The organism is Paraburkholderia sp. RL17-337-BIB-A (assembly GCF_046025895.1).
Lineage (GTDB): Bacteria > Pseudomonadota > Gammaproteobacteria > Burkholderiales > Burkholderiaceae > Paraburkholderia > Paraburkholderia fungorum_C.
This window is the reverse complement of record NZ_JARESY010000003.1, coordinates 426,543-447,775: the sequence shown is the minus strand read 5'-3', so window position 1 is coordinate 447,775 and position 21,233 is coordinate 426,543. Positions and strand designations below refer to the sequence as shown.

The window sequence follows — 21,233 nt, the reverse complement described above, 5'->3', positions numbered from 1 at the left end:
TGCAACACTTGTTTTTTAAGCTGTGGATAGTAACTCTTCAAGCGCTTCAGCGGGGGTCTTCCACTGAAGGGCTTTGCGCGGTCGGGCGTTGAGTGTGTTGGCGACCGCATCGAGTTCGCGTTCAGAATATCGACTGATGTCGGTGCCTTTGGGGAAGTACTGTCGCAACAGGCCGTTGGTGTTTTCGTCAGTTCCACGCTGCCACGGGCTTCGCGGATCGCAGAAGTAGATTGCCAAACCCGTGTCGATTTGTAGCTGCGCATGCTGGGCCATTTCCGCGCCCTGATCCCAAGTTAGTGACTTGCGTAAATGCTCGGGCAGCATCGCGATCTTCGCGGCAATGGCATTGCGAACAGCCTCGGCGCCGTGGCCAGCTAACGCCGGCCCGTTCTTCACCCGAGCGCCAGAATTGTGGCCCGGCATGGGCGGTAGGTGCAGCAGCATTGTGAATCGGGTCGTACGTTCAACCAAAGTGCCAATTGCAGAGCTGTTCAGGCCGATGATCAGATCTCCTTCCCAATGCCCAGGTACAGCACGGTCGGCAACCTCGGCCGGGCGCTCACTGATCAGCACCTCGGAGGTGATGAAGCTTTTTCCTCGCTGCTGCGTTCTGGCCCGTGGCACGCGCAGTGCCCGGCCGGTACGCAGACACGCAGAGAGTTCGCGTCGCAATGCACCACGGCCCTGAATGTAGAGTGCTTGATAGATGGCTTCGTGTGAGATCTGCATAGACTCATCATCGGGGAAATCAAGTCGCAACCGGCGGCTGATCTGCTCCGGACTCCAGCAAGTGCCCCAACGCCGGTCGGCCCGACGACCATGCCGTCTTCCCTTCCACGGTACGTTGGGTCCCGGTATCGGCCGGCCCTTCTCATCGGTAACCGCATTCGCCAGTCGGTCCTGCACATAAGCCCGTAATCGCTCGTTCTCGGCGAGCTTGCTGGTCTTGGGCCGCCTTGCCGCTCGCTCGGCTTTCCACTGCGCGACCGTCGCCCGATAGGTCAGCGTACCGCCACGGGTCGCGGCATTGCGGCACAGTTCGCGTGAGATGGTCGAGGGCGAACGACCAAGCCGCCGTGCGATCTCGCAAACCCCGCAGTCCTGCGCCCGAAGCAAGGCAAGCTCCTCACGCTCCGAGAACGATAAATAGCGACCCGAGCGCGGCGCCAAATCTATCGGCGGCATGCCTCCAGCCTGGCGAAACCATCGCGGGCCCAAGGGCTGCGACACGCCGCACGCCAACGCGGCGGCATCACTCTCCATTCCCTCGGCAATGCAGTTCCAGAATGCTTGTTTCGTCTCTAACTGATTGACACCTGGCCTGCCCGGTGAAGACATCGATGCCCGCCCCGTCTGTTGCGCAGCCCAACCTCGTGGTCGTCCCATTTAACACCTCCAATCTCGAGATGTTGCAACGACCGATTGAATTCGCCTTGACACCCCTGGTCCGAATGATGGATCACGCCCACGGGCCGCCGCTGCAACAATGCCATGTCCAGTGCGCGTAGCATCAGTTCGGTGTACAGATGGTTAGACATTGCCCAGCCCACGATACGCCGGCTGAATACATCAAGCACGACGGCCAGATACAGAAACCCTTCGCCGGTCGGAATGTAGGTGGCATCAGCCACCCACAGCACGTTCGGCGCGGCGGCGCTGAAGTGGCGGCGCACCAGATCGGGCGCGCGCCGCGCTCCCGCGCGCTGGTGTGTGGTGAGCTTCCAGCGCCGGCGGCTGGCCCCGCACAGACCAGCCAGACGCATCAGACGCGCCACCCGTTTGCGCCCCACGTGCACTCCCTCACGCGCGAGCTGCGCGTGAATACGGGGCGCGCCGTACGTGCCGCGCGAGCTCGCATGCAGGGTGCGGATGCGCGCCAGCAGCTGCGCGTCACTGCATGCATGCGCCGATGGCTCTCTTGCCAGCCACCCGTAATAGCCGCTCGTGGAGACCCTGAGCAGCCGCGCCATCGTGGCGATGGGCCAGCGGGCCCGGTTCGCTCTCATGAATCCGTATCCTTCGGCGATACGGCTCCCGTCTCCCGGGCAAACCAGGCCGCTGCGTGAGAGAGGATGTCTCTTTCCATCTTCAGTTGCCGATTCTCGCGACGCAGCCGCGAAAGCTCCTGCCGCTCGGCGGTGGTCAGCCCGTCATGGCGCACGCCCGCATCGCGACCGGCCTGTGCCACCCAGTTGTAGATGGTCTGCGCGGTCGGCTCGAACTCCTTTTCCAGTTCCTCCGGCGTGCGCCCGGCCTTCACCAGCTCAACCATCTGCGCCCGGAATTCCGCCGGGTACGGGGTACGATGCTTGCCCATTTCGGCACCTCCTTCTATGAGGAGAACTTTGTCAAGGTCTGCTTTCACGGGAGCAGTCTAAGTCCACATTGGCAAAGCCTTCTCCTTGTGCGCCTCCTGTGGCGAAGGCGCATGAGCTGTGTCAAGGGCGGGCGAAGCCTGGCGCCAGCGGACCCTTGACACAGGAAGAGTTCGATAGGCTGGCGTATGCCTGGCGAGCACGGGTTATGCTCGCCAGGCATACAGGCGCATGATGCATCGAAATTTGCTGCGATCCGATCTACGTCCCCCTGGTCTGAAGCCGATGGTTGCGCGCGTCAGACGTGACGTCCGACCACCTTCTATCCGCTGGCGCCTAGCCAGCCTTATCCTGCATGCGCGATGCGCCGGAATCTTTTCCGGGAGCATGCCCCATCTCTTGACCGGTTACGTCAGTAACCCGGAGGTGCCACGGGCATGTTCACTTCAACGTTGTGTATATCGGGTTTCACTCATTGGGTGCTCATCGTACCTTTCGGCTCAGGCTGCCTTTAGCTGTGCTCCTTCGGGAATCACGCCTTCCTTCAGATAGCGCCACAGCGCAATCGCCAGGCGCCGCGCCACCGCGACGATCGCAATGCGTCGCGCGCGGCGGTTCGGTCCCGTGCCCTGCGTGCGCTGGTTGAACCACTGCGTCAGCGCACTGCCGGGCTGGTAGCGGATCCAGTCCCACGCCATCTCGACCAGTAACGCGCGCACCCGTCGGTTGCCCTGCCGGCTGATGCCTTGATCGACCTGGCTCTGGCCGCTGTCGTAGGGCTGCGGCACCAGTCCAACACAGGCACCCACCTGGCGCCGGTTGCTGAACTCCCTCCAGAACAGTTCGAGCGCCAGGCGCGACGCGCCCACTTCGCCAATCCCTTTCAGGCGCGCCAGGGCATCGCTTCGCCGGCGCGCCGGCGCCGGCACGCTCGCCTGTCGCGTCTTCTCGAGTGCCGCGAGTTGCTGCTGCGCCAGCGCCAGCCGTTCGCACTCGCGCAGCAGTCGCTCCCGTAACTCGAGCGGCAGCGGCGCGCCGTCGTGGCACCGCACCTCATCACGGGCGAGCCGGCTCGCGAAGGCCTTGTGATCGACCTCATCCCAGCAGCCAAGCGTGACCAGCAGTTTGCGCATCCGGTCACGGTGTTGCAGCACTTCCTTCTGCAGTTGTCCGCGATCGCGCATCAGCTGGCGCGACGCTTCGTCCTGCGGTGACGGCACGTGAACCACGTGCATGCGGTCACGCTCTCCACGCAGCCAGGCGCGCAGGTTGATCACCAGCTTGATGGCATCGAGCCGGTCGGTCTTGGCGCGCCGCCGGTGGCGTTCGACCGGAATGCTGGCCGGATCGACGACGTAGCACTCGATGCCCTGTGCCTGCAGCGCGCGACAGATCCAGAACGCGTCCTGGCCAGCTTCGTAGCTGACGACGATGCGCACGCCGGCCGGTAGCGACCACTTCAGCTTTTGCTGTTCGATCACGTTCAGTACGGCCTGCAGGCGGGCCGCGGCCTGTGGCTGCGCAACCGTGTGCACGGCCGGCTTCTCGCGACGACCGTCGTGCAGCGCGACCTTCCATTTCGCTGCCGCCAGTTCCAGCGACACCGCGAGCACGAGCGTTTCGGAACACGTCGTGTGTGTATCGTCTGTGCGCATGATCCTCTCCTTTGAGTAAGGTTCATACGGACTGATTTTACGATCAGCCTATTGGGTGTCCCCCCTATACATAGGATCTCTTCAAAAGGATAGGCGTCCGTTTTTGCGGGTCAACTTCAGTTCCTCGGCACGATGTTCTCTCCGATCAAGGATCGCGATGCGCCGGGTGGCGGCTTTACACATCAGCTCGGCGACCGCGTGACGATCAGCGCCCGTCCGCTTGGCGCACTCGTCAACATCGTGCGGCTGTCGACCGCAATCGCTCCGTGGACATTCGGCGTGCGTGCGCTGTACGCCAACCTCGCCGAGCGCTCGCTGCTGAACCCCAGCTGATCAAGCAAGTATTTAATCATTGACGGATTTACGATGACACAATTCAAGAACTTCATTGGTGGCGAATGGGTCGATGGCAACGACTTCGCTGCTAATGTGAACCCCTCGGACACAAGCGACGTGATCGGCCATTTCGCACAGGCCAGCGCAGATCAGACACAGAAAGCGATGGCGGCTGCACGCTCAGCCTTTCGCACATGGTCGCTCAGCACTCCACAACAGCGCTTTGACTTGCTCGACCAGGTCGGCGGCACCATCCTTGCGCGCAAAAACGAACTCGGTAAGCTTCTTGCACGCGAGGAAGGGAAAACGCTCGCCGAAGCAGTCGGCGAAGTGGGACGCGCTGGACAGATTTTCAAATTTTTTGCGGGCGAGGCATTGCGGGTCGGCAGCGAGATTGTGCCGTCCGTTCGCCCGGGACTGACGGTCGAAGTCACACGCGAACCGCTGGGCGTCATCGGTCTGATTACGCCGTGGAACTTCCCGATCGCTGTTCCCGCCTGGAAGATCGCGCCTGCGCTCGCGCATGGAAACTGCGTCGTCATCAAGCCGGCGGAACTCGTGCCGGGAAGCGTATGGGAACTCGTCAAGATCATCGCCGAAGGCGGTGCACCGGCGGGCGTAATCAGTCTCGTCATGGGCACGGGTTCGATCGTCGGCGAAAACACTCGTCAAATCAGCTGACGTAGATGCCATCAGCTTCACGGGCTCGGTTGGGACCGGCCAGGCCATCGCCGCGAAATGCGTCGCCACCGGGAAGAAGTTCCAGCTCGAGATGGGTGGCAAGAACCCGATGGTCGTGCTCGACGATGTCGATCTGGACGTCGCGGTCGAGGCGTGCATCAACGGCGCCTTCTGCTCCACCGGCCAGCGTTGTACCGCATCTAGCCGCCTGATCGTGACGAGCGGCATCCACGACCGTTTTGTCGAGGCCATGCAGGCGCGCATGCGCAGTCTCAAGATTGGTAACGCGCTGGATGCGTCGACGCAGATCGGTCCCGTCGTCGACGCCAAACAGCTGGAACAGGACGAGCGTTATATCGAACTCGCACGCACCGAAGGTGGCTCGGTGTTTGGCGGTGGTCGTGTTCCCTCGGCAACAGAAGGATTTTTCCTGGCACCCGCTCTCGTCACCAACACGACCCCGGCGATGACGATCAACACGGAGGAAGTGTTCGGTCCTGTCGCTTCCGTCATCAAGGTCGCGGATTACGAGGAAGCGCTTGCCGTAGCCAACGACTCGCCATTCGGCCTTTCCGCCGGCATCTGCACAATGTCGCTGGCTCATGCGAGCCATTTCAAGCGTCACGTACAGGCCGGTATGGTAATGATCAATACGGCGACCGCGGGCGTCGATTACCACGTTCCGTTCGGCGGGCGCAAAGGTTCGAGTCTGGGTCCGCGTGAACAAGGCACCTATGCGTGCGAGTTCTATACGACCGTGAAAACCGCTTACGTCGCTCCCGGGAACGTTTGAGCAAAGCGATGAAATAGCGAGCGAGAACTGGCAGCCTCGGAGGAGGTGATCGAGTTCTTGCTGCATTTAACACGACTGCACGGCCTGCGTGAACGGTACCCGGCTACCCGGCAGCTGGGTACACGACTCTTGAAATGCTTAAACAATCAGTTGTATCGAGGAAGCATTCGATGGCAGCAGACCCCTTGGCGTCAGGCTGGCCCTCTAGCTCGTCGACTGCCTGCAGCGGCTACTGCTGGCAGCCGCGCCGTCGGCAGACATCCGGCCGACGGCCTGCGTCCGGTCTCAGGCGCCGTTCACGGCATCCTTGAACGCCTTGCCCGCCGTGAACTTCACTGTCTTCGCAGCCGCGATCTGGATTTCGGCGCCGGTCGCCGGATTGCGGCCGACGCGCGCGGCGCGCGCCCCCGTCGAAAACGAGCCAAAGCCGATCAGCTGCACCGTGTCACCTTTCGTGACGGCCGCGGTGACCGTGTCGATAAACGCATCGATCGCCTCGCCGGCGGCCGCCTTGCTTGCGCCGGTCTTCGCGGCGACTGCATCCACCAGTTCCTGCTTGTTCATGGTGACTTCCTCGTTGTGGTTGAAATCTCGTCACCCTACCCGATCGGCGCGCCTTCGCGCAATCGGCACGCAGCGGCAGGTGGTCCGCGACAGGCCCGTCGTCCTGTCGTGCCGGGCACGCACCGGAAGAAGTCGTCTGGGGGAATCTGACCCGTGCACGGTCCAGGACGCTGACGGAGAAACGTCAAACTCCGGGTTCTGCGCCGGAGGTCCAGTCTTTTCCGAGGGTCGCACGTCTCTGCGTTTTCAACGTCTTCCGTTGCGCGTACCGCGCGCTTCGCGCCTGCGGACTACCACAGCGATCCAGTCCCGCGTCCTCAGGTCACGGTCGGCGCACCGCGTCATCACCCCATGATGCGATCCGGCGACGCCGTCCGGCTCATATTAGGCCCAGTGTCCGCAAATGAAGGGGTAGATAGCTGCAACTATCCACCCCTTAATTCCGCGCCGACTTTGAGAACGGCTGCGCGGCATCCATTCCGGCGCTTTTTGATCGTTTCAATGGTGATAAGTCGTATTATTTCCATTGACGCCGAGAGCGTCACTTTCGCCCCCCTGCACCGCCCATCCGCCCTGCCGGACGGCAAATAAGAATTGGCCGACCGCCCCAACGGGACGGTCGGCCTGAACACACACTAAAAGTCGGGAATCGCCCTTACTTCCGGAGCAGTAACCGTAAAGCACGAGACTCCGTATAACGAGACTCCGTATAACAATTCCTGCCAGCGAAAAACAACATCTGACACTCTGCATGCGTCGCCTAAACGCGGGATATCGGGCTGGCGGGCGGAAGCGCTTCAGGTCGCGACGGGCCAACACTAATTGACCCCGCCAGAACCGGGATCAGGTCTTGCTGCGCAGTTCGTCCACGGGAGACCATCATGCTCAGACTTCTCGGCTTTCTAGCGCTGGCAGCGGCCCTCTCGGGATGTGTTGCTGCCCCGCCGTACGGTTACAGCGATCCTGCCTATGGTCCTGGCTACTACGCGCCGGGCCCGAGCATAGGCGTGGGCGTGGGAGGCGGCAGCCTCGGCGGTGGGGTCGGCGTCGGCATAGGTGTCGGGTTCTGAGCAAGCGCGCGGGAACTGCCGCCGCCTGCCCGGACCGACCTGTCTTCCGCGATACCGATACCGCGGACGTCGTTGCGGCACGCCGATAGCGCAAAGCGAGTGGGTAACTTACAGCGGCAACGTCACGCGCCAGCGTGCCGGCGGTCACCCCAAGCCGCTCCGACCATTCCGTCTCCGTCGGATCCATGCCGCCAGATACCAGGTGCCCGCGCCGTCGCGCCGCAGTTCGCCGGCTTGAACCCGACGCCTCGATGCGTTCCCCTCAGGCTTCTAGTGCTCACTGCCACCGTCGTGTCCGCAAGCGAAGGGTATGAAAGCCACAACTTTCATACCCTGGATGTCAGGACCAAGTGGCAGCTCGTTTGATCTGAACGAAGTCGGCGAGTTGCGCCGTCTCGCTGCCCGTCAAAGCATCAATAATGGGCATCCGTAGGACGCCCTTGCTCACCGGTCGCAAATCGAATCCCCGAACAGATCCAAGGTGGTGCCACGCTGCCGTGCGGGCAGATCCCCGCTGCGGACCTGCGCAACCACCTCCTGCGGCAGCCACGCGTCTTCCATCGCGTCGATGCCCTTCTCGATCAGCTGCTTGAGAAAAAACGACTGGCTGCGCCCGGTGACCTCCGCCAGCACTCTCAATCGCTGTTCGATTGCCGGCTCGACGCGTACCGCGATGACCTGCGACCTGTTCTCTGACTTCCTTCTCAACCTGTGCTCCTGATTGCGTCTGTGCGCCGCACACCGGCGCATTCGCGCGCTGTTTTACCACGACCGGACGGGGCGGTCCCGGACAGCACAGATCGCGGTCTGCCAAAGGCGCAGCGTCGATGGCGAACGTCATCCACGCTGCGGTTTCATCTGGGTGTCTGCTGGGTCTTCAGGGTCTGCAGGGTTACCGGCGTTGTGTCGGCGCTGACATCCCATATCCGCACTAAGGCGCTTGCACGCCAATCCGTGAAGCTGCGTTTTCAAAAGAACCCATTCTGAAACCGTGGTATTAAGATAATCCTTCTTATTTTAACGACGGGATTTACGAGCGAATTTCTGACAGCGGCAGCCTGGCCGGTATTTTTCGGATTCCTATCCATTGTGATTCAGAACATTTACATAAAAGAAATGATCAACACTCGACATGACATGAACATGGACGGTCGCGCTTTTTTACAAGATTGCACCCAAGGGACAGCGATCGGAGTCAAATCAATACCATTTCCGCTTACCGTGCCCAAGACTCGGCCTCCCTGACGTCTCGCGGCGAAGTCGTGACTGGTCAGTCGAACCGGATAGCCCGGCCGAGCCGCATTTTTCTTTGCGCGACCGCGACGACACGATTCCGGCCGTCGTCGAAGGCTTTGAACATGCGGCTCGCATTGGCGCGTGGTGGCAGCCAGAAATGGACTTCGAGTGCTTCGCGAGTGATTGCACATTCGGCGAAGTCAGTCGCTTGGGCCAGCCGGAAATCGATTCTGCTTCCGTCGGCGGCCGACACGATCGGTTAGTCGTTTTTTTCGAAAAGCAACGTTCAATGGTGAGGCCTTTCGGGAGTCAACAAACAATGTCTGTCAGACGGGCCGCGCAATTGGGCCGTGGACCGTCCCCAGTAAAAGTGGTTACCCCGCAACCCTGTGCCGGCATTGACGTCACACATTCCTGTGAGTCATCTGCTCGGCGGCGCCGACGCGCGAGCGCATCGACGAACAGCACGCTCGTCTGTACAGACTGGCAACTATTCCTAGCTGACTGCGCCGTCCAACTGCCGTCGACGATGCCGCGATAAACTCGACAATGTGGTAGCGATCAACTACACGGGATTTCAGGAGGTAACAGTTATGGACTGGACGGACACACGACCCGTAGCGCCGGGATACTACTGGGTGCGATTTACGGACGACCGGTCGCCGAAGCAAACAATCGGGGAGATCGCAGACGTGCCTGGGAACGGTTCACGGCAGTTAGTTGTGGTCCTTCTCGGCGACGATGAAATATTGGAACTGGACGACCCGTTCTTCGACCGCGCACTGTTTGCTGGACCGATGGAACCGCCGTCGATGGAATGACCGCCGTAGCCGGACTTGCTGCCACTCGCCCCGCAGAGCTTCAGGCGTTTTTGTAATTCGCGCCACAAGGCGAAGACGTTTCTACAGTGTGAACGACAGTGGGAAACCGACACTTAACGTAAGCGGCTCGCGCCCGCCGTTATAGACGGCGAGACCAAAGTGATGCCCATTATTTCCGATCTGATGGGCGCCACTTTGTCACAGTCTGAAGAGAAGACGCTGGGTACCCGACAGGGCTGCCAGAATTAGGGGGCGGACCACGCTGAACGCGAATTTCTATCGAAATCGCTGGGGTTATATAGATGCACAGAGCTATTCGGAAACATCTCAGCCGGTGTCAATGCAACAAGACATCACGCATAGGCTCGCCTAGCTTCCGCGAGGGCGCTTCACACGCGCGCGTAATGCGTCGATCTCGTCGAGCAGATCGAGGGCTAGCGCGACGCCGGGAGGGTTGATCTGAAAGTCGTGTGCCAGCCGCTGCGCAGTCCGCACGCGCCGCTGAAGCGCCACTCCTGCGGCCGCTCGCCCATAGGCTCAAACACGCCTTCAGACACCCAGTGCGTCAATTCCTCCTCCGATGCCCCGCTCACCCGGCTCAATTCAACCAGGGTGAACTCGACGTTCTCGTCGACAATCTGCCCTTGCAAATAGGTCGTCGTACTCGTCTCTTTCACGATGATCACCGATAGAAGTGCGCGCGAGGATTGAAGTTGAACGTCCGCTGCATCGCATCGTAAGCGGCCTTCGCAGTGTCGCTATCCGCCGGCGGCAGCACGATGTTCAGAATCACATATAGGTCGCCTGGCGGGTTGCCTGGAATGCCCTTGCCGTTGAGCCGCAAGCGCCTGCCGCCGGCAGAATCCGCTGGCACCGTCATCTCGACCGAACCGTCAGGCGTCGGCACGGTAACCTGCGCGCCGAGGCCAGCTTCCCACGGTGCCACCGGCAACTCGAGCGGGACGTCGCGCCCGTCCACGCGAAAGCGCGGGTGTTCGCGAAAGGCGATTTCCAGGTAGAGGTCGCCGGCAGTTCCGGGCGTGGCGCCTGCGGCTCCCTGCCCGCTCAGCCGCAAGTGCTGGCCCCCGCGAATCCCCTTTGGAATGGATACATCGAGCGTACGCGTTTCTAGCGAAACATGGCCTTGCGCATCGATCATCGGCATTTGCAGCGAAATCGAGCGCTGGGCGCCGCGATAGGAATCTTCGAGATCGATCAGTACCTTCGCGTGATGGTCTTCGCCGCGCACATCGAAAGGCCGCTGCCGCGGATGCGCGCCACGCGCGCCGCCGAACATCTGCTCGAAGAGATCGTGGAAATCGGCTTGTTGGCCGGCCTCGTTGCCCGCGCCGCGGAATTCGAAGCCCTCGTCCCAGTTCGGCGGCGGCTGGAAGTCCTGACCGTTGCGCCACTCGCTGCCCATGCGGTCGTAAGCCGCGCGCTTCTCCGGGTCCTTGAGCACCTCGTAGGCTTCACCCAGTTCCTTGAAGCGATCTTCGGCGTCAGTGTGCTTGCTGACGTCCGGGTGGTACTTGCGCGCGAGCTTCCGATACGAACGTTTGACGTCCTCCTGAGACGCTCTGCGCTCGAGACCCAAGAGTCTTTGTATTTCATACTGGCGGCAGACCCATGGGGAACGGATGCGGCAATGCGCACCCATCGCGTAGCGGTCGAGGATTGACTTTATACCAATCCGGATAGGCCGGCAAAGTTGCACCTTCGGTACGCGGCTTCACTGCGACAGGCCTGTCTCGGATCGGATCAGCATGACTGGGCAAGTCGACATGCGCAGGAACTGCTCGGCGATACTGCCAAGCACGGGCCTGCCCACGCCATGCCTGCCCCTGCGTGCCCATCACGACAAGGTCGCCACCCTGACGTCGCACGCAGCGCTTCAGGCAACTCGTGATGTCGTCTGCAATCGTTCCTTCGGGTGCCCGCACAGACGAACCCGCCTGACGCGAATGGGCACAAGCGTTGCCTGAAGCGCCGATTATTGGGTAGCCCGCGAAATAACGCGATGCGGAATCAGTCAGCCCCGGTCCGTGCGACAGGTAGTGAGACTAAGCTGGCACCGGGTGGCCGGTCAACTCTTACCTGCAGCTCAATGAGATGTGGGATCTCACTCCTGCTTATCGAAGACACCAGCTTCCAGATCCTGCCTGAAATGCTGCACCCAGCCGGTTTCGAAGCCGATTGGGTATTCCCTCGCAATTTGTGTTGATAGTCTCGTTACGGTGACATATCCCTGCAGACCGACATTCTCGTCGCCCTTCGGGTCAGTCGTATCCGATTCCAGCAGTTCGAATTCACCTTCTGCCAGTCCCTTGCGCTGCAAGGTCGCCAGGAAAGCCTGGCGTTCATCAGGTTCGATCAGTCGCATCTTCCGCCCTCCCGTCTGTTCGACACCGATATTCGTGGTCCCCTTCGCGACGTCGCCATAATCCCAGAACGTTACGCAGTGCCCGAGTGCGTCGCAGCTGCGCCTGAGGTGATGAAAGCCGGATGCCGTGCGCTTATCTGGGTCCGATCCCGTCGCGGTCGGGAACCACCAGCGTACAGCTTTCGTGCACGCGCTCGATGGAAAACTGTCCAGACAGTTTTGTCATAGTTCCTGCCATGCTTCATGACCCGTCGCAATTTGCATCGGTGTGCGCATCGCCATGAGCGGTCGAAACCGCCAGCAGGTGCCGCAAAAGACGCAAAGCCACGCTCGAGGTATGTCACTTCTGCGCAAGGCCCCTGCGTCGAAGCATGTCATCGCGTGACGTTGTCCCGCCCGGAGATTGTTTGCACGGTGCCGCTATCAGTAGCAATCGCGCAAAGCGCCCGAGCTCGTATCTGCGCCGACAGCAACGTCTGCTCGCTGGACGAGCCGATGCGAATGGACGGATCAGTCCATGCGCAGACCGATAGTTGAGGCTCGTTGGCCACAACAGGGCTACACTCAAAATGGGATAAATCCGGAGCAATACCATGACCGACGCGGCTCTGGTGCAAACAGCTGGTGAAACCGAGACATCTCCAATACATAAGGATGCCTTATTTATTGAATAGGACAGAATTCCAGACGGCGGGTGCAGTAGTATCCTTGAGTCCGAGAGTGCGGAGATTGAACTGACCCTTGCGGATGCGGTGCATCAACTCGATGCCTGAAATCGTGGTCTTCGCACACCTGAATCGTTTGAATCCGAGCATCACGTTCGTTCTGGATTTGATGTTTCGATGATCCTGTTCGATCACGTTATTCAGATACTTCGAGGAGCGCACACGCGTCCCCTCAGGCAGCAGAGCGTCAGCGATCATCTCGCGCACGGCCCGGTGCGAGGCGGCATACCCATCGAGCGTGATCGTCTCCGGTGGCTGGCCCTGATGTTTGATGGCCTTGCTGAAAAAGGCTTTGGCCGCGCTCACATCGCGCTTTGCCCTGAGCATGAAGTCCACTGTCTGGCCGACCCGATCTACCGCCCGGTAGAGATAGACCCACTTGCCACGAATCTTCAGATAGGTCTCGTCAACACGCCATGACCGGCCAGTGGGCATGCCAAACCGGTTCCAGCGCTTGACGAACTCCGGCGTAAAGCGCTTTACCCAACGCATGAACGTGGTGTGTGCCAGCGACAATCCCCGCTCGGCCATCATCTCGACCAGATCGCGCAGGCTGAGCTTGTAGCGAAGATACCAGCGCACACACAGGACAATGATCTCCCGATCAAAATGCCGGCCATCGAACAACCCCTCCAGCCCCTTCCTCTTGCTCATCGCCGCCCACCAGATTGATTGGATCGCTACTTTAACCGGTCCAATGAGCATATTTGCACCAGAACCATCAGCAGGACGAATTGCCCGGCGATCGAGCCCTCGACCGGACTCGACCGGGCGATTACCAGACCTTCATTCCGCCGTCGACGACGATGTCGACGCCGGTCACGTACGAACTATCATCGGAGGCCAGAAAAAGCGACGTTCGCCACTTCCTCGGGCCGTCCAAGTCGACCGACGTCTTGCCAAGCATGTAGCCGGCCCACTCCGGATTTTTCAGCTGCTCTCGCGTCTGGTTGGTTTCGATCACCCCAAGCGAGCCGAGGTTCTTGAAGCTCATGAGAGCATTCAGGGAAGCCGTGTTCACAATCACGCCGCGGCTTGCTTTCAGATGCGGCCATGCGGCCCGCGCGAGGTAGAACACCAGATCAACCTCTTCGCGACGATTGCGGTCCCATTCGTCGTCCGAGATGTCCTCGATCCAGTTGAAGTACGCCATCGCGGCGTTATTGAAAAGGACGTCGAGACGGCCAAATGTCCGCACAGCGAGGTCGACGAGTGCCCCACAGTCGGCGGGTCTCGTCAGATCGCACGGATGCAGCGACACCATCGTGCCGCCGGCGGTGCGCACTGCATCGACCGTGGCTTGCGCATCGTCGGCATACAAACCGCAGCCGACCACGAGCGCACCTTCTCGCGCGAACGCCAGCGCGGCCTCGCGCCCCATGCTCCCGCCTGTTCCAGTGATGATGCACACCTTTCCCGCGAGCCTGTTCGACACGGTGAATCTCCGTTTGAGGATAGCGATGCGACAGAGGAACCAGCCGGACGAGACGATCACCCACCCGTTCAGGCAAGCGTTCGCCTCGACGGATCCGTCTTCCTGGCTCGCCTAGCTCGCGCTGAGCGGCGCGGCACGCGAGGCGATCCGCCCGGCGCGCGCGTCGAGGCTGAACGCACCGGCACCAAAGTAGGTGATCTGCAGAAGGCCGCCAGCCATCATCACATTCTTGAGGAAGTGAATCATCTGGTTCTGATCTGCGAAATTGTGGTGGAAGAAAGCCGCCGTGACGAGACAGAACACCGCCATCGCGAGCGACACGTAGCGCGCACGATATCCCGACAGCAACAGCAAGCCGCCGCCCAGTTCGACGGCCACCGCGGCAATGTACGCGAGCGGCGGTACCGGCAAACCCATCGCCGCGATATAGCCGACCGTCGCGGCGTATGCGCCGAGTTTGCCCAGCCCGCTCGCGGCGAACGGTGCTCCGATCATGATACGGCCCAACAGCGGCAGAAACTTGTAACGATCCATGATGACCTCCTGAAATTGACTCACGTAGGTGGACTATGAAAATTACACCTGGCCGGTGTCCACCATCATCAGCTCGGAATCTTCGAGCGCCGTTATTTCGACCGCCGGCACTTTCGTAATCGCGGCACCGTCCAGCGGACCCATGAGTTCGCCGTTGACTTCGATTCGTCCCGGTGCCACCACCAGATACGCACAACGCGACGGACTCAACGCCTGCCAGATGCGCTCGCCTGCCTTTAGCGTTGCGCCAAGCAGCCGCGCATTCGCACGAATGGGAAGCGCGCCTTCGTCTCTGGCGAAACCGCTCGCAAGCACGACGAAGCGCCCGGAGCGCTCGCCCTTGGGAAACTGCTTCATGTCCCATCGGGGTTCGCCGCCGGCCTCGCGAGGCACCAACCAGATCTGATAGAGCTTGAGTGGTACATCGCCCTTGTTGAACTCGGTGTGGCGGATACCGGTGCCCGCGCTCATCACCTGAACATCACCCGCGCGGATTGTTCCTTCGGATCCCAAAGTATCGCGATGCCCGAGCACACCCTGGCGCACATAGGTGATGATTTCCATGTCGCGGTGCCCATGCATCGGGAAGCCACCGCCGACCGCAATCTCATCGTCGTTCCAGACGATCAAGGGACCCACAGCGTCGTGTTCGGGATTGTCGTCCGCGCTGACAGCAAAATGGTGCTTCGCGCGCAGCCAGCCGAGATCGGCTCTTCCCAGTGATTCCCAACGCCGGTGTTCAAACATGTCGCTTCCTTTTTCCCGCCGCCCAAACATGGGACAGTCGCAAGATCGGCGGCCACCGATACCGTAATGATTCAGACCGTCACGGAATGCTATATACGCAACGATCATGCGCATATCTCCTGAATTGCAATGCAACGTTGCCCGTGATAGAAAGATGAAACTCCATTGAGACTCGCCAATGAACCAGATCAATGACCTCAATGACCTGAGGATCTTCGCGGAGGTGGTCGAGCACGGAAGCTTCACGGCTGCCGCCCGAACCCGCGGCATGCAAACGTCAAAGCTCAGCCGGCGTGTTCGCGCATTGGAAGAGGAGCTTCAGGTCCGCCTGCTCAATCGCACGAGCCGCAGCCTGTCGCTGACGGAAACCGGCCGGCAGTTCCATGAGCATTGCCTCGCCGTGGTGGCGGAATCGAAGGCTGCCAAAGACATCGTCGACCAGACGCGAACCATGCCTCAGGGCACGGTTCGCGTCAGTTGTCCGGTGGCATTACTGAGTTCCGGTGTCTCCGCGATCATTTCCAGATACATAGACGACAACCCGCAAGTCCAGGTACTGCTCGATGCGACCAACCGCCGTGTGGATGTCGTCGAGGAAGGTCTGGATTTTGCGATCCGGGTCAGGCGTCCCCCGCTCGAAAACACCGATCTCGCAGTCCGGCAACTCGGCTTGTCTATCCACATTCTGGTTGCCAGTCCGGAATTGGCGGCGCGCCATCCGGCGCCCGGCTCCCTCGAATCGCTGAAAGAATGGCCAACCCTCTCGATGGCGAACGGCAGCGGACGGTTTGCGTGGAACCTGGTCGACACCAAGGGTCAGGCGACCTCGTTGACACATCACCCGCGATTGGCGACAGACGATCTGGCCAGCCTGAGGATCGCCGCAATGCAAGGCGTCGGCGTGGCCTTGCTGCCTCGCGAACTTGTCGGGGACGACATTCAGGCTGGCCGGCTACGGCACCTGCTGCCCGACCTGGCTTCGACGCCAGGCCTCGTGCACGCGATCTTCGCCACGCGCCGAGGCATGGTTCCGGCTGTCCGACACCTGCTCGACGCACTCGTTGCGGGATTCGAAGCGTTCAACGAAAAGTGGTACGGCCATTGATGAGTCAGCGCGGTGCGTCGTGCGATTTTTTAAACTAGAGCTGGGGCCGCTGCACGATTTTGCTGCTAACCGACGTGACACCTTGCACCTTGCTGGCAGCGTCCGTTGCGATGTGTTCCTGGTCTGGGGTATCAATGAAGCCGCTCAGAATCACCTCCCCCGTTTGTGCGTTCGCAAATACCGCAATGTCCGTCCCCGCCAGGCCCTTCGTCCTGTTCAGCACCTGGTGCACTTTCTTCGCAAATGAGCGGTTCGCGGCCCGGTCGGCTTTCTTCGAGCCCCCGGGTTGAGACGCTTGACCGGTTACTGCGGCGTCGCTTTGCGCAGCCGGGGCCGATGTCGGTCCCTGGGCAAGAACAACAGTCGAAAGACAAGCCGCTATCGCCAACAATGCCGCTTTATATGTCGTCCTCATTGGTTCCACCCTGATGTTTTAAAGAGCCTGCATAGTAGTCACGGCAGCGCGATCAGCTTGCATCGTAATCAACCTGGTGACGCGCCTCTCGCAGACCGGCAAGCGCCTCGCGAACCCGAAGGTGTTCCGGGTGGTTCGCATAGACTTCGAGGGCGGCGCGTGATTCGAAATCGGCCACGAGAACGACGTCGCACGCATAGTCGACTTCACTGATATCAAGCCCCACATCCATCTCCAGCAAACCCGGAATCAAGCCTCGAAGGCTCTCGAACTCCAGTTTGACGCGTCTGGCCGTCTCGCGGCGCTCCCTCGCGGTCTTGCCTGCCACACGCCACATCACAATGTGCCTGATCATTGCTCTGTCTCACGAAGCGGATTCAAAACGAAGTCGTGGTCGAAGCTGTAGCATTTCTTTACCATCCGCTCCACCTCTTTATATTTTCCGGTCGCCAAATTTTGAGTTAACGATAGATCTGTTTCCGGGCAAGAAAAATGCGCGTGCGGAAAAATTGATTTCCACTTAGTGGAAGAATGGCGTCAGAAACCCGCAACGCACGCTGTCGAGCTATCCGGAATCAGCGAACCGGGGTTTTCTGCGCGGTTCGTGCAGCGAGGGCACTTTTGGGCACTGCGTTCCAGCGATTCTCCAGGTCCAGATTCCTGACGTGCTCGGTCAACGCGTCGGCAAATACCCGAATCTTCGCAGGCTGGTTTCGTCGACTCTGATAGGCGAGATTGATTGTCAGCGGTGGCAAATCCCAGTCGCCCAGCAAAGGAACCAGCCGTCCGGCGATGATATCGTCGTGCACGATGTAGAGCGGCTGCACCACAATGCCGAGCCCGGCCCGCGCCGCTGCGCAGATGACTTGTCCTTCGTTCGACTCCAGCACCGCGCTGATTGCAATGCTGCGCCGCTCCCGGCCTCGCTTGAATTCGAGCAGAAAGGGGTTCGTCGCGTAGCTATAAACGAGCACGCCATGGTTTGCAATGTCGTCGGGCGTCTGCGGCACGCCGTGCCTGGCGAGATACGCCGGGGACGCGGCCAGCACGCGGCGCGTGTGCGCCAACCGCCGTACGGTTATGCCCGAGTCCCCCTCGTGTTCGCGCGTGCGAATCGCGCAATCGATGCCCGCTTCGATAAAATTCGGATAACGGTTCGCCGCCGTGATCTGCACGGACAGTTCAGGATAGCGTTGCCTGAATTCCGGCAGCCACGGGGCAATATGCAAGACAGCGAACGACACCGAACTCGTGACACGCAGTACGCCCCTCGGCCGCCTCGCCATATCACTGACAGCGGTATCGGCATCCGCGATCTCCGCGAGGATCGACGCGCAACGCTGTTGATACTCGCGTCCTGCGTCCGTGAGCCACAGTCGGCGCGTAGTGCGCTCGACCAGACGTGTCCCTAAACGATCTTCGAGCGCGCTCAGCATCCGGCTCGCCGCTGCATTTGAAATGCCCAGGCGTTCCGCAGCTTTGGACAGGCTGCCGAGTTCGGCTGTCAGCGCAAAGAACTCCATTTGCGTATAGCGGTCCATGCGATGATTCTTCCGCCCAATGGAAATATGTTTTCACTATAGCGCATATTTTTTCTTCTGGAACATCGCTAGAGTGCCGACATGGCCACCTTCCCGTGGTGCGCTCAGCAAGCAAAATCCCGGAGACAATAATGCGCAATATCAGCGAGGACACCATCACGCAAGCAGTGCTTGCGGCAATGTCTGACTGCAGCAATGACAGGCTGCATACGGTCATGATCAGTCTCGTCCAACATTTGCATTCCTTCGCACGTGAAGTCAAGCTGACCGAGAGCGAGTGGACCTACGCAATCAATTTCCTTACCGAAGTCGGCCACATCACTGATGACAAACGCCAGGAGTTCATCCTTTTATCGGACACCCTAGGCCTGTCGATGCTGACCACGACGCAAAACAACCGCAAGCCTCCCACCTGCACCGAGACCACCGTGCTCGGGCCGTTCTTTGTCGAAGGGGCGCCCGACTATGAGAACGGCGAAGACATATCCAATGGCGCAGCAGGGCTGCCGTGCTTTGTTAGCGGCTACGTTCGCGGTCTCAATGGGGAACCGGTGCCGGGTGCGACGATCGAAGTCTGGCAATCGGACGAAGATGGCTACTACGACGTGCAGTATGCTGCCCAGCAGCAAGCCGAAGTAAAGCATCAAGGCCGCGGTCGCCTGCGCACGCTTGCTGATGGACGCTTTCACTTTCGCTCGATCCTCGCCGAGGCATATCCGATTCCTCATGACGGTCCGGTTGGGCGGATGCTCGAAGCGCTCGGACGACATCCGTGGCGGCCCGCACACCTGCATTTCTGGATCAACGCGGCCGGGTACGAGCCTGTGATCACGCATATCTTCCGTAACGGGGACAAGTACCTCGACTCGGACGCCGTGTTCGGCGTGCGCTCGACCCTGGTGGCTGACTGGATTGAGCACCCGCCAGGCGTGGCACCGGACGGCACGTTGATGGACACGCCGTTTTACACGCTCGACTATGAGTTCGTTCTCAATCCTGTCGGCCACGCGTCGTGATCCGGCGTTTCTAGCTGCCCGCACCTGAAAGTCTGGTCTTGACCAAGGGCCCTCGACGAGCTCGTCAACAGAAAATTCTCTCCTTCCACGAGGTCCCCCGTGCCCCTCTCCGACTTTGTCTATAACGGTCGCGCAACGCGTGTCGTATTTGGTAATGGATCACGCGTGCATCTAGGGCGCGAACTGCTGGCGCTCGGCGAACAGCGCGCGCTGGTTCTCTGCAGCCCGGAACAGCACGCACTCGGCGCGTCGGTGGCGGAGCAGCTCGGAAGCCACTCAGCGGGTCTTTTCGATCGCGCCGCCATGCACGTGCCACTCGAACTGGCTGTCGAAGCACGAACGGTCGCGGCCTCGTTGGGCGCCGATTGCATCATCGCTGCCGGTGGCGGGTCAGCAATTGGGCTCGCCAAAGCGATTGCGCTCGAGTCGAGCCTGCCCATTCTCGCGTTGCCCACCACTTATGCCGGTAGCGAAATGACACCGATATACGGGCTGACGGACGCAGGCCTGAAGCGAACTGGGACCGATATTCGCGTCATGCCCAAAACCGTGATATACGACCCGGACCTGACGCTCACCCTCCCCGTTGGCATGTCGGTAACAAGCGGGATCAACGCTATTGCGCACGCGGCAGAAGGCCTATATTCGCGTGACGCGAATCCGCTTACGAGCCTGATGGCGGAAGAAGGCATCACGGCGCTCGCGCGCAGCCTGCCCGCCATCGTCGCCAGTCCAGACGACCCGTCTGCGCGCGCCGACGCCTTGTACGGTTCCTGGCTATGTGGCGCCGTTCTCGGAAGCGTCGGCATGGCCCTGCATCACAAGCTCTGCCATACGCTTGGCGGCAGCTTCGATCTGCCGCACGCGCCGACTCATACGATCGTGCTCCCGCATGCGCTCGCTTACAACGCCGAGGCTGCGCCCGACCCCATGAAGCGCGTCGCGAGAGCAGTGGGACATGAGAGTGCGGCACAGGGTCTATTCGAGCTCGCGCGTACAAACGGCGCGCCCATCGCGTTGAAAGACATCGGCATGCGCGAAGACCAGCTGGACCACGCCGCCGACCTCGCGTGCAGCAATGCGTACTGGAATCCCCGGCCGCTGGAACGTAATGCGATTCGTGCGTTGCTTCAGCGCGCATTCGAAGGGAGTGCGCCAAAGCCGTGAAACTCGAAGTATTCACCCGCCCGCCGGCGCCCTCTGCGCCGGTGATGTCTTGAAGACGAGCTGCTCGATAGTGCGCCAGCATGCATCGACCAACGCCGGGTCGGACGGTGAGAGATTGCTTGTCACCGAGATTTCAGGGCCGAAGCCCGATAGCGTCGACGTCAGACTGACCAACATATAGTGAAAAATGATAGGTTCGACCTTCGGCAAAGCATGCTCGTCCTGAGCGGCGCGAATTTGCGGTAGGAGCCACGCAATCAGTGGTTTGAGAATCGTATCGGCGATCCATTGCAGCCTCGAACTGTAGCCTAGCTCTTCCTGAAGCATGAAGCGATGAAACTCAGGGTACTCCACACTGAAGCGGAATAGCGCCCGATAGGCCAGCTTGACCCGTTCGACTGCACTTACCGAATCCGAGCCCGACAGATTGGCATCGCGTTCACTGCGCACACGCTCGAATACGTATCCGGCAACGGCCTGCCACAGAATTTCCTTGGATCGGAAATGGTAGGTGATGAGCGGATGCCGCACGCCAATCCGGTCGGCAATGCTGCGGATGCTTGCAGCATCGAAACGCCTCGACGCGAATTCAAGCAACGCAGCGTGCAGAATTGCCGAACGGGTTTCCTCGGCCCTCTGCTGCCCAGCACGCTTCAGTTCCACCGGCTGGCGCGTCCGGACGGAATATCTAGCG

At 60.6% G+C, this 21,233-nt stretch carries 23 protein-coding genes and 3 pseudogenes; 7 read left to right on the top strand and 19 right to left on the bottom strand.

Annotated elements, in window-relative coordinates; translation table 11 throughout:
* Positions 1-15 precede the first annotated feature (15 nt).
* The 4 genes from P0D84_RS40000 to P0D84_RS39985 form a co-directional block, all read right to left on the bottom strand.
* Positions 16-1,386 (bottom strand): IS30 family transposase, encoded by a 1,371-nt coding sequence (locus P0D84_RS40000; RefSeq protein WP_408344547.1) that lies wholly within the window; start codon positions 1,384-1,386, stop codon positions 16-18.
* Positions 1,302-2,006 (bottom strand): IS3 family transposase, encoded by a 705-nt coding sequence (locus P0D84_RS39995; protein ID WP_408347515.1) that lies wholly within the window; start codon positions 2,004-2,006, stop codon positions 1,302-1,304. The genes P0D84_RS40000 and P0D84_RS39995 overlap by 85 nt, the downstream gene beginning before the upstream one ends.
* On the bottom strand, positions 2,003-2,317 hold the full coding sequence (locus P0D84_RS39990; RefSeq protein WP_200655180.1) for a transposase: 315 nt from the start codon (positions 2,315-2,317) through the stop codon (positions 2,003-2,005). The genes P0D84_RS39995 and P0D84_RS39990 overlap by 4 nt, the downstream gene beginning before the upstream one ends.
* A 498-nt stretch (positions 2,318-2,815) precedes the next feature.
* On the bottom strand, positions 2,816-3,970 hold the full coding sequence (locus P0D84_RS39985; protein ID WP_408347512.1) for an IS110 family RNA-guided transposase: 1,155 nt from the start codon (positions 3,968-3,970) through the stop codon (positions 2,816-2,818).
* A 108-nt stretch (positions 3,971-4,078) separates the two neighbouring features.
* Between P0D84_RS39985 and P0D84_RS39980 the strand changes: the two are divergent.
* Positions 4,079-4,303: pseudogene (locus tag P0D84_RS39980) on the top strand (fumarylacetoacetate hydrolase); the annotation flags it as partial.
* Positions 4,304-4,336: 33 nt separating this feature from the next.
* Positions 4,337-5,780: pseudogene (locus P0D84_RS39975) on the top strand (aldehyde dehydrogenase family protein).
* A 285-nt stretch (positions 5,781-6,065) separates the two neighbouring features.
* On the opposite strand, the gene P0D84_RS39970 reads toward P0D84_RS39975, so the two are convergent.
* Positions 6,066-6,344, bottom strand: a complete 279-nt coding sequence (locus P0D84_RS39970) for an HU family DNA-binding protein (RefSeq protein WP_408347509.1) — start codon at positions 6,342-6,344, stop codon at positions 6,066-6,068.
* A gap of 881 nt (positions 6,345-7,225) precedes the next feature.
* On the opposite strand from P0D84_RS39970, the gene P0D84_RS39965 reads away from it, so the two are divergent.
* Positions 7,226-7,414 (top strand): hypothetical protein, encoded by a 189-nt coding sequence (locus tag P0D84_RS39965; protein WP_408347506.1) that lies wholly within the window; start codon positions 7,226-7,228, stop codon positions 7,412-7,414.
* 444 nt (positions 7,415-7,858) lie between these two features.
* On the opposite strand, the gene relB is transcribed toward P0D84_RS39965, so the two are convergent.
* Positions 7,859-8,122 carry a type II toxin-antitoxin system RelB family antitoxin gene (gene relB / locus P0D84_RS39960; protein ID WP_408347503.1) on the bottom strand — a complete coding sequence of 88 codons (264 nt, stop codon included), beginning with the start codon at positions 8,120-8,122 and terminating at the stop codon, positions 7,859-7,861.
* 562 nt (positions 8,123-8,684) lie between these two features.
* The gene (locus tag P0D84_RS39955) at positions 8,685-8,903 is read right to left on the bottom strand and encodes a DUF1488 family protein (protein ID WP_408347500.1); all 219 of its coding nucleotides are present in this window, start codon (positions 8,901-8,903) and stop codon (positions 8,685-8,687) included.
* A 340-nt stretch (positions 8,904-9,243) separates the two neighbouring features.
* On the opposite strand from P0D84_RS39955, the gene P0D84_RS39950 reads away from it, so the two are divergent.
* The gene (locus P0D84_RS39950) at positions 9,244-9,471 is read left to right on the top strand and encodes a hypothetical protein (protein WP_408347497.1); all 228 of its coding nucleotides are present in this window, start codon (positions 9,244-9,246) and stop codon (positions 9,469-9,471) included.
* A 369-nt stretch (positions 9,472-9,840) separates the two neighbouring features.
* Here the strand turns inward: P0D84_RS39950 and P0D84_RS39945 are convergent.
* The 8 genes and pseudogenes from P0D84_RS39945 to P0D84_RS39910 form a co-directional block, all read right to left on the bottom strand.
* Positions 9,841-10,157: pseudogene (locus tag P0D84_RS39945) on the bottom strand (chaperone modulator CbpM).
* On the bottom strand, positions 10,154-11,131 hold the full coding sequence (locus tag P0D84_RS39940) for a DnaJ C-terminal domain-containing protein (protein ID WP_408347494.1): 978 nt from the start codon (positions 11,129-11,131) through the stop codon (positions 10,154-10,156). Before P0D84_RS39940 ends, P0D84_RS39945 begins: the two are co-directional and overlap by 4 nt.
* Positions 11,132-11,203: 72 nt before the next feature.
* Positions 11,204-11,290: a hypothetical protein gene (locus tag P0D84_RS39935; RefSeq protein ID WP_408349716.1), complete on the bottom strand. Its 87-nt coding sequence runs from the start codon at positions 11,288-11,290 to the stop codon at positions 11,204-11,206.
* A gap of 303 nt (positions 11,291-11,593) precedes the next feature.
* The gene (locus P0D84_RS39930) at positions 11,594-11,854 is read right to left on the bottom strand and encodes a transcriptional regulator (RefSeq protein WP_408347491.1); all 261 of its coding nucleotides are present in this window, start codon (positions 11,852-11,854) and stop codon (positions 11,594-11,596) included.
* 659 nt (positions 11,855-12,513) lie between these two features.
* The gene (locus P0D84_RS39925; protein WP_408347488.1) at positions 12,514-13,233 is read right to left on the bottom strand and encodes an IS6 family transposase; all 720 of its coding nucleotides are present in this window, start codon (positions 13,231-13,233) and stop codon (positions 12,514-12,516) included.
* A 121-nt stretch (positions 13,234-13,354) separates the two neighbouring features.
* Positions 13,355-14,014: an SDR family NAD(P)-dependent oxidoreductase gene (locus P0D84_RS39920; RefSeq protein ID WP_408347485.1), complete on the bottom strand. Its 660-nt coding sequence runs from the start codon at positions 14,012-14,014 to the stop codon at positions 13,355-13,357.
* A gap of 111 nt (positions 14,015-14,125) precedes the next feature.
* Positions 14,126-14,548, bottom strand: a complete 423-nt coding sequence (locus P0D84_RS39915; RefSeq protein WP_408347482.1) for a DoxX family protein — start codon at positions 14,546-14,548, stop codon at positions 14,126-14,128.
* A gap of 42 nt (positions 14,549-14,590) precedes the next feature.
* Positions 14,591-15,295 (bottom strand): pirin family protein, encoded by a 705-nt coding sequence (locus P0D84_RS39910; RefSeq protein WP_408347479.1) that lies wholly within the window; start codon positions 15,293-15,295, stop codon positions 14,591-14,593.
* Between the two features lie 178 nt (positions 15,296-15,473).
* On the opposite strand from P0D84_RS39910, the gene P0D84_RS39905 reads away from it, so the two are divergent.
* Positions 15,474-16,400 carry a LysR family transcriptional regulator gene (locus tag P0D84_RS39905; protein ID WP_408347476.1) on the top strand — a complete coding sequence of 309 codons (927 nt, stop codon included), beginning with the start codon at positions 15,474-15,476 and terminating at the stop codon, positions 16,398-16,400.
* Between the two features lie 34 nt (positions 16,401-16,434).
* On the opposite strand, the gene P0D84_RS39900 is transcribed toward P0D84_RS39905, so the two are convergent.
* The 3 genes from P0D84_RS39900 to P0D84_RS39890 form a co-directional block, all read right to left on the bottom strand.
* Positions 16,435-16,815 (bottom strand): BON domain-containing protein, encoded by a 381-nt coding sequence (locus tag P0D84_RS39900; protein WP_408347473.1) that lies wholly within the window; start codon positions 16,813-16,815, stop codon positions 16,435-16,437.
* Between the two features lie 52 nt (positions 16,816-16,867).
* A complete protein-coding gene (locus tag P0D84_RS39895) occupies positions 16,868-17,170 on the bottom strand; it encodes a Dabb family protein (protein ID WP_408347470.1) in 303 nt (100 codons plus the stop codon).
* 220 nt (positions 17,171-17,390) lie between these two features.
* The gene (locus P0D84_RS39890) at positions 17,391-18,356 is read right to left on the bottom strand and encodes a LysR family transcriptional regulator (protein WP_408347467.1); all 966 of its coding nucleotides are present in this window, start codon (positions 18,354-18,356) and stop codon (positions 17,391-17,393) included.
* A gap of 131 nt (positions 18,357-18,487) precedes the next feature.
* On the opposite strand from P0D84_RS39890, the gene P0D84_RS39885 reads away from it, so the two are divergent.
* On the top strand, positions 18,488-19,372 hold the full coding sequence (locus tag P0D84_RS39885) for an intradiol ring-cleavage dioxygenase (protein ID WP_408347464.1): 885 nt from the start codon (positions 18,488-18,490) through the stop codon (positions 19,370-19,372).
* Positions 19,373-19,471: 99 nt separating this feature from the next.
* Positions 19,472-20,539 carry a maleylacetate reductase gene (locus P0D84_RS39880; protein ID WP_408347461.1) on the top strand — a complete coding sequence of 356 codons (1,068 nt, stop codon included), beginning with the start codon at positions 19,472-19,474 and terminating at the stop codon, positions 20,537-20,539.
* A 12-nt stretch (positions 20,540-20,551) separates the two neighbouring features.
* Here P0D84_RS39880 and P0D84_RS39875 read toward each other — a convergent pair whose 3' ends face one another.
* On the bottom strand, positions 20,552-21,202 hold the full coding sequence (locus P0D84_RS39875) for a TetR/AcrR family transcriptional regulator (RefSeq protein ID WP_408347458.1): 651 nt from the start codon (positions 21,200-21,202) through the stop codon (positions 20,552-20,554).
* Positions 21,203-21,233: the final 31 nt, after the last annotated feature.

What these genes read in the sequence shown, in the direction of transcription:
- P0D84_RS39930 (WP_408347491.1), bottom strand. Translation starts at nt 11,854, where the DNA reads ATGCGACTGATCGAACCTGATGAACGCCAGGCTTTCCTGGCGACCTTG.
- P0D84_RS39990 (WP_200655180.1), bottom strand. Translation starts at nt 2,317, where the DNA reads ATGGGCAAGCATCGTACCCCGTACCCGGCGGAATTCCGGGCGCAGATG.
- P0D84_RS39890 (WP_408347467.1), bottom strand. Translation starts at nt 18,356, where the DNA reads ATGGACCGCTATACGCAAATGGAGTTCTTTGCGCTGACAGCCGAACTC.
- P0D84_RS39995 (WP_408347515.1), bottom strand. Translation starts at nt 2,006, where the DNA reads ATGAGAGCGAACCGGGCCCGCTGGCCCATCGCCACGATGGCGCGGCTG.
- P0D84_RS39985 (WP_408347512.1), bottom strand. Translation starts at nt 3,970, where the DNA reads ATGCGCACAGACGATACACACACGACGTGTTCCGAAACGCTCGTGCTC.
- P0D84_RS39950 (WP_408347497.1), top strand. Translation starts at nt 9,244, where the DNA reads ATGGACTGGACGGACACACGACCCGTAGCGCCGGGATACTACTGGGTG.
- P0D84_RS39885 (WP_408347464.1), top strand. Translation starts at nt 18,488, where the DNA reads ATGCGCAATATCAGCGAGGACACCATCACGCAAGCAGTGCTTGCGGCA.
- P0D84_RS39895 (WP_408347470.1), bottom strand. Translation starts at nt 17,170, where the DNA reads ATGATCAGGCACATTGTGATGTGGCGTGTGGCAGGCAAGACCGCGAGG.
- P0D84_RS39970 (WP_408347509.1), bottom strand. Translation starts at nt 6,344, where the DNA reads ATGAACAAGCAGGAACTGGTGGATGCAGTCGCCGCGAAGACCGGCGCA.
- P0D84_RS39915 (WP_408347482.1), bottom strand. Translation starts at nt 14,548, where the DNA reads ATGGATCGTTACAAGTTTCTGCCGCTGTTGGGCCGTATCATGATCGGA.
- P0D84_RS39905 (WP_408347476.1), top strand. Translation starts at nt 15,474, where the DNA reads ATGAACCAGATCAATGACCTCAATGACCTGAGGATCTTCGCGGAGGTG.
- P0D84_RS39965 (WP_408347506.1), top strand. Translation starts at nt 7,226, where the DNA reads ATGCTCAGACTTCTCGGCTTTCTAGCGCTGGCAGCGGCCCTCTCGGGA.
- P0D84_RS39900 (WP_408347473.1), bottom strand. Translation starts at nt 16,815, where the DNA reads ATGAGGACGACATATAAAGCGGCATTGTTGGCGATAGCGGCTTGTCTT.
- P0D84_RS39925 (WP_408347488.1), bottom strand. Translation starts at nt 13,233, where the DNA reads ATGAGCAAGAGGAAGGGGCTGGAGGGGTTGTTCGATGGCCGGCATTTT.
- P0D84_RS39910 (WP_408347479.1), bottom strand. Translation starts at nt 15,295, where the DNA reads ATGTTTGAACACCGGCGTTGGGAATCACTGGGAAGAGCCGATCTCGGC.
- P0D84_RS39940 (WP_408347494.1), bottom strand. Translation starts at nt 11,131, where the DNA reads ATGGGTGCGCATTGCCGCATCCGTTCCCCATGGGTCTGCCGCCAGTAT.
- P0D84_RS40000 (WP_408344547.1), bottom strand. Translation starts at nt 1,386, where the DNA reads ATGGGACGACCACGAGGTTGGGCTGCGCAACAGACGGGGCGGGCATCG.